This is a genomic window from Brakhagea baltica, from assembly GCF_052161605.1.
GTDB lineage: Bacteria > Planctomycetota > Planctomycetia > Pirellulales > Pirellulaceae > JBKCUI01.
Window position 1 is genome coordinate 6,422,405 of sequence record NZ_CP197409.1, and the last position, 6,010, is coordinate 6,428,414.

Here is a 6,010-nt window from a genome sequence, read left to right on the forward strand (position 1 = left end):
TTTGGCAATCCATGTTTACTCCAGATCATCCACTTCGTTTCCAGCCGGTGTTCCGTTCGTACATTTGGGGAGGAACGAGGCTGGCGAGCGAACTGGGAAAAAAAACGCCAGATGGCGGGATTTGGGCGGAGAGCTGGGAAATTGTAGATCATCGCGAGGCGGAATCGGTGGTCGCCGATGGAGAATTTCAAGGGAAAACCATCCGCGAGCTGATTTTTTCCTTTCCCAACGAAATTTTGGGACGGAACACTCCCGACGAGCGTCTCCCGCTCCTCTTAAAGTACCTAGACTGCGAGCGTGTACTCAGCGTTCAAGTGCACCCGGACGACGCTTACGGAGCCAAAATGACCATCCCCGATCGGGGCAAAACCGAAGCTTGGTACGTCATTGACGCTGCCCCCGGGGCTAAGCTCTATGCCGGGCTAAAAAAAGGAGTCGATCGGCAGACACTCGAGCAGGCTATCGCCGACGGAAAAACCGAGGATTGCCTCCACGTTCTTCACCCTCAAGCGGGCGACTGCGTTTTCATTCCTGCGGGCACGGTTCACGCTCTAGGGGCCGGGCTGCTGGTTGCCGAGATTCAGCAAGCGTCCGATTGTACCTTTCGACTCTTCGATTGGAACCGATTCGACAAGGATGGCAAGGCTCGCGAGCTACATATTGAGCAAGCCATGGAGGTCATCGACTTCGCGAGCGGGCCACGAGTGTTTTGTCAGCGAGCCTCAGTGCCCGCTGCAAGCGACTCGTCCGACGATACGGCGAGCGGTTGGCAACGATTGGTCGATTGCGACAAGTTTACTCTCGACGAAGGGATTGGGCCTCAAAGTTTACCCATTGAGTCGAAAGGTTTTGCCATCCTAACTGTCCCCAAAGGCACGGCTCGCTTGATAGTCGGAGAAAAGTCCTGGGAGCTAAAACGCGGTGACAGTTTACTCATTCCAGCAGCTTGCCCATCGGCAACGCTGGACATCGACGTTGATTCAGTGGCTTTGTTGGCAAGGTAACTCTAGAGGTAAGTTGGACCAAACCATGCGAACCAGCCTCGCTCCCTCTCCCACGCAAAAGTGGCGCTGCATCGGTTTGAGCCGCTGGCACCAATCGATCGCCAGACGTGAAGCTGACCGTATCGCGTTATTGACGAGAGACGTTGTCATCCAATGGACGATTAATGAACCCTCAATAGGCGATTTCCAACAGAAATTACCTGCTTTCGCGGACGCAGCCATTTCGAATAACCTCGAGCCAGCTCAGGTGACGCTGGTCGATCGCAGAATCGTCGAACAAGCGATCGAGCAAGCCAGGAATGATGCAAAATCGTCGTTCGCAGCGTCAGACATCTTTTGCCAAAGGGGCCATTCCAATGGTATTTACTTAGTATGGGACTGGGGGGATAAAGGCCAGTCGAGCCTAGAATGGGCCACCGCGCTCGGATTCGCGGGGGTGATCTTTGACTTTTCCACCTTGAGGAGCTGGACTAGGGTTGCAGTCGAGCGATTGCCTACCACACTAAAGGAGCTTCATCCCCTCATTGCTTCGCTTCCTCAAACTGTGCCCTTTCAGCGGCTCAAATAGACTATGGCATTACGAGTGCTTGTAACCGGTGCGGCTGGTTTCATTGGTTTTCATACGTGCAAGGTTCTGCTGGAACGGGGGGACCAGGTGGTCGGCCTTGATAACGTCAACGACTATTACGATGTCACGCTAAAGGAGGCCCGGTTAAAAGAACTCGAACCGTATCCTTCGTTTGTGTTTCATCGGATCGATCTAGCCGATCGAGAGAAAATGGTTGGCTTGTTTGCTAGTCAGTCTTTCGATCGAGTCATTCACCTCGGGGCTCAAGCGGGCGTCCGGTATTCGCTGGAAAATCCGTTCGCTTACATCGATTCCAACATTTCCGGGACTCTGACCATTTTAGAAGGATGCCGGCATCACAAGGTGCCGCACCTCGTTTACGCGAGTAGCTCGAGTGTTTACGGTAACAATGTGAAGCTGCCGTTTGCTGAGCACGATTCCGTCGATCATCCCATCAGCCTGTATGCAGCCACCAAGAAGTCGAATGAGTTGATGGCGCACACTTACTCGCACCTATACGGGTTGCCGACGACTGGACTGCGCTTCTTTACAGTCTATGGTCCATGGGGGCGGCCCGACATGGCGTTGTTCAAGTTCACTAAAGCGATTTTGGAAGGCAAACCGATCGATGTCTACAACCAAGGCATCATGAAACGGGACTTTACCTACGTGGATGATATCGTCAGCGCCATTGTAGCTGTTTCAGATTGTATTCCCGCACCGAATCCAGAATGGGATTCGACAGATCCAGATCCCGCCAGCAGCACCGCACCTTACCGCGTGTTCAATATCGGCAATCACCAATCGGTAGACCTGTTGCACTTCATCGCCGTATTGGAGCAGGCAATCGGCAAGAAAGCCCAAATCAATCTAATGCCCATGCAAGCGGGAGATGTCCCGAATACTTACGCAGACATTGACGCATTGCATCAAGCGGTGAATTACGTCCCAAAGACCTCCATCGAGGTCGGAGTCCCGCGTTTCGTAGAGTGGTATCGCGAGTTCTACCGCGTGTAATCTTGGGGTACCCCCCTCGTTCCCAGGCAGAGCCTGGGAACGAGGAAACCGGGTTGTCGGCGCGTCCTCCAGCCAGCGAGTCATACGCTCCATTGAGGCAAGCTCAATGGGGGCGAAGAACGCGGGAGGCGTTGTCGCAGCACTAGCCGGTTAGTCATCGGTCCACTGACGCTAGGTCAGTGGAGCCGTGAACGGCTACGTCGTGTTTTGACATGCGGGCTGTTTGGTTTTTTCAAAGTATTTGGCGTTTGCTATCGGCAGATTCCTGAAACTTCCGATCGGCACCCTAACTTTTCAATGGAATTTTACTGAATTAAGCTTGCTCATGTTGATCGCTGTCGGCATTCCTGCCTTGACGTGGCATGCAAAATTTCGACACTCCAGCGGAATCGATTTGCCGTAAAAGGATTAAGAATACCATGAATTCATACCAGTTAACCCATTTGAAACAACTGGAGTCGGAAAGCATTCACATCATCCGTGAAGTAGCTGCCGAATTCAAAAAACCGGTCATGCTCTATTCCGTTGGGAAAGACTCGGCCGTGATGACCCATCTGGCTCTCAAAGCATTCTACCCCGACAAGCCTCCCTTTCCCTTCCTGCACGTCGATACGACTTGGAAGTTCAAGGAAATGATCGCATTCCGCGATAGCTATGTGAAGAACGAGTTGGGAATCGAGCTTCTGGTGCACATCAATCACGAAGGGCTGAAGCTGAACATCAGCCCCTTCGAAAACAGCGAAAAGCACACCGAAGTGATGAAGACCGATTCCTTGAAACAAGCCTTGAACAAATACGGTTTCGACGCGGCGTTCGGCGGTGCTAGACGGGACGAGGAAAAATCTCGGGCCAAAGAACGAGTCTTTTCCTTCCGCGATAAATTCCACCGTTGGGACCCGAAAAATCAACGTCCCGAATTGTGGAATCTCTACAACGCCAAGGTCAATCCAGGGGAAAGCATCCGCGTTTTCCCACTCTCCAACTGGACCGAACTCGATGTTTGGCAGTACATCTACCTAGAAAAAATTCCTCTGCCGGATTTGTATTTCGCAGCTCCTCGCAAGTGCGTGAACCGCAACGGGATTTGGATTCAAGTAAACGATGATCGGATGACCTTTGAGCCAGGAGAGGTCGTTGAAGAGCGAATGATTCGGTTCCGAACGCTGGGCTGCTACCCACTGACCGGAGGCGTGGAGTCTACGGCGGCTACCTTGCCCGAAATTATCCAGGAAATGCTGCTCACGAAAACTTCCGAGCGACAAGGCCGCGTGATTGACAAAGATGGCGGCGGTGCAGGTATGGAACTCAAGAAAATCCAAGGGTACTTCTAATCATGTCTCATCAAAGCGAATTAATTGCCCAAGATATCCTTGCCTACCTGGAGCAGCATGAGCGCAAGGAGTTGCTCCGCTTCATCACGTGCGGCAGTGTCGATGATGGCAAGAGTACTCTCATCGGTCGTTTGCTCTACGACAGCAAAATGCTCTACGAAGATCAGTTGTCGCAACTTGAGTCAGAAAGCAAAACGCATGGCACGACCGGCGGCGGGTTCGATCCTGCCCTCGTGACCGACGGCTTGAGAGCCGAGCGGGAGCAGGGGATCACGATCGATGTGGCCTATCGCTATTTTTCGACCGCCAAGCGAAAGTTCATCATCGCCGACACTCCTGGGCACGAGCAGTACACCCGCAATATGGTGACGGGGGCCTCGACCGCCGACCTAGCGATCATTCTCATCGATGCTCGCCAAGGCGTTCTGACTCAGACCAAACGGCATAGTTTTATTGTCTCCTTGCTCGGTATCCGTCACGTGGTCGTCACGATCAACAAGATGGATTTGGTCGGTTTTAGCCAACAGCGATTCGACCAAATCTGCGAGGATTATCGATCATTTGCGTCGCGGCTCGAGCTACCCGATTTGCACTTTATTCCGATCGCTGCTCTTCACGGGGACAATCTTGTCGACCCGAGTCCCAATATGCCTTGGTACAAAGGGAGCACACTCATGAACATGCTCGAAACGGTCTACATCGGCTCCGACCGAAATCTAGTAGACTTCCGATTGCCTATTCAGTACGTCAATCGCCCTAATCTAGACTTCCGAGGCTTCTGCGGAACCCTTTCGTCGGGGGTGATTCGGGCTGGCGAAGAGGTCATGATTCTCCCCTCAAAGCGAACCAGTCGCGTTAAACGCATCGTGACATTCGATGGGGACCAGCAGGAGGCGTACGCGCCGCAATCGGTCACCCTCGTCCTCGAGGATGAGGTCGATTGCTCGCGAGGTGACATGATCGTCAAGCCAGGGAATGTGCCCAAGCTGCAGAACTCGTTCGATGCCACCATCGTTTGGATGAGCGCCGACGCGATGATCCCCGGTAAAACCTACCTGTTCAAGCACACGACTCAAACGGTAGCGGGACAGATCGACTCATTGCGATATCGAGTTGACGTGAACACGCTGCGTAGTTCGCCAGCACCCGATTTGCAGTTGAATGAGATGGGGCGCTGCTCCGTCACGCTGAGTCAGCCGATCTACTTTGACGCGTACGCACGAAATCGATCGACCGGTTCGTTTATCATCATCGATCGGATTACCAATGCGACCGTTGGGGCGGGCATGATCTCCGATCGCGACTCGGCTAAGAGCACGACGGCGGCATGGGAAACGAACGAAAAAGAAACCAGCGAGGGGGGCTCGGGTGTATCATCGGTCACCTCCGAGGAACGTGCAGCTCGATTCGGTCAGCAGCCAGCGACCGTGCTTTTCGCAGGGCTTACCGGCTCTGGCAAAACAACCATCGCCAACGCGGTGGAGCGGCAACTGTTTGACTCGGGGCGAGCTGTCGCAGTTATCGACGGCGAAATAATGCGACGCGGAGTCAACCGCGATCTAGGGTTTACCGTCGAGGAACGAAGCGAGAATCTTCGTCGTTCCGCTCACATTGCCAAGATCATTAACGATAACGGCTTAATCTGTTTGGCGGCGTTCAACGCACCCAACCAGACCGTGCGAGATCGAGTTGCGGACCTAATTGGTCGCGACCGTTTCTTGATCGTCTATTGCACCGCTGACGAAAAGACGCGTCGGGAACGAGATGAAAAGGGGCACTATGCGAAAGCGGAAGCTGGCGAGCTGCCGAACTTCCCTGGTGTTACCGCCATCTACGAAGAGCCTGAGAATCCGGATCTGGTCCTCGACACAAGCAAGAAGTCGATCGCGGAATGTGTCGAAGAAGTAATGGAAATACTTCGGGCTAAGAAGGTCATTAAGTAAAGTCTGCTTCGCATCGCGAAGCCAATAGTAAGCGGTCTTGGCGCTAGCCCTCCGGTGGGGCTCCGGCGCCCTCACGGCCATTATTCTACCTAGTTATCTCACTCTGACGATCGCCTGAGAGATCATCTGCTGCTGGCCTAAACGCTA

General features: G+C 53.4%; 5 protein-coding genes. All 5 read left to right on the forward strand.

Annotated elements, in window-relative coordinates:
• Positions 1-11: 11 nt before the first annotated feature.
• The 5 genes from SH449x_RS25075 to cysN all read left to right on the forward strand — a co-directional run bounded on the left by SH449x_RS25075 (position 12) and on the right by cysN (position 5,863).
• Positions 12-1,004 (forward strand): type I phosphomannose isomerase catalytic subunit, encoded by a 993-nt coding sequence (locus SH449x_RS25075; RefSeq protein WP_482378817.1) that lies wholly within the window; start codon positions 12-14, stop codon positions 1,002-1,004.
• Between the two features lie 25 nt (positions 1,005-1,029).
• Positions 1,030-1,572, forward strand: coding sequence for a hypothetical protein (locus SH449x_RS25080; RefSeq protein ID WP_482378818.1), 543 nt, complete (start codon positions 1,030-1,032; stop codon positions 1,570-1,572).
• 3 nt (positions 1,573-1,575) lie between these two features.
• Complete coding sequence (locus SH449x_RS25085; protein ID WP_482378819.1) at positions 1,576-2,589, forward strand: NAD-dependent epimerase; 1,014 nt, start codon at positions 1,576-1,578, stop codon at positions 2,587-2,589.
• A 419-nt stretch (positions 2,590-3,008) separates the two neighbouring features.
• Positions 3,009-3,920: a sulfate adenylyltransferase subunit CysD gene (gene cysD, locus SH449x_RS25090; protein WP_482378820.1), complete on the forward strand. Its 912-nt coding sequence runs from the start codon at positions 3,009-3,011 to the stop codon at positions 3,918-3,920.
• 2 nt (positions 3,921-3,922) lie between these two features.
• Positions 3,923-5,863 (forward strand): sulfate adenylyltransferase subunit CysN, encoded by a 1,941-nt coding sequence (gene cysN, locus SH449x_RS25095; protein WP_482378821.1) that lies wholly within the window; start codon positions 3,923-3,925, stop codon positions 5,861-5,863.
• The last annotated feature ends 147 nt before the right edge of the window (positions 5,864-6,010 follow it).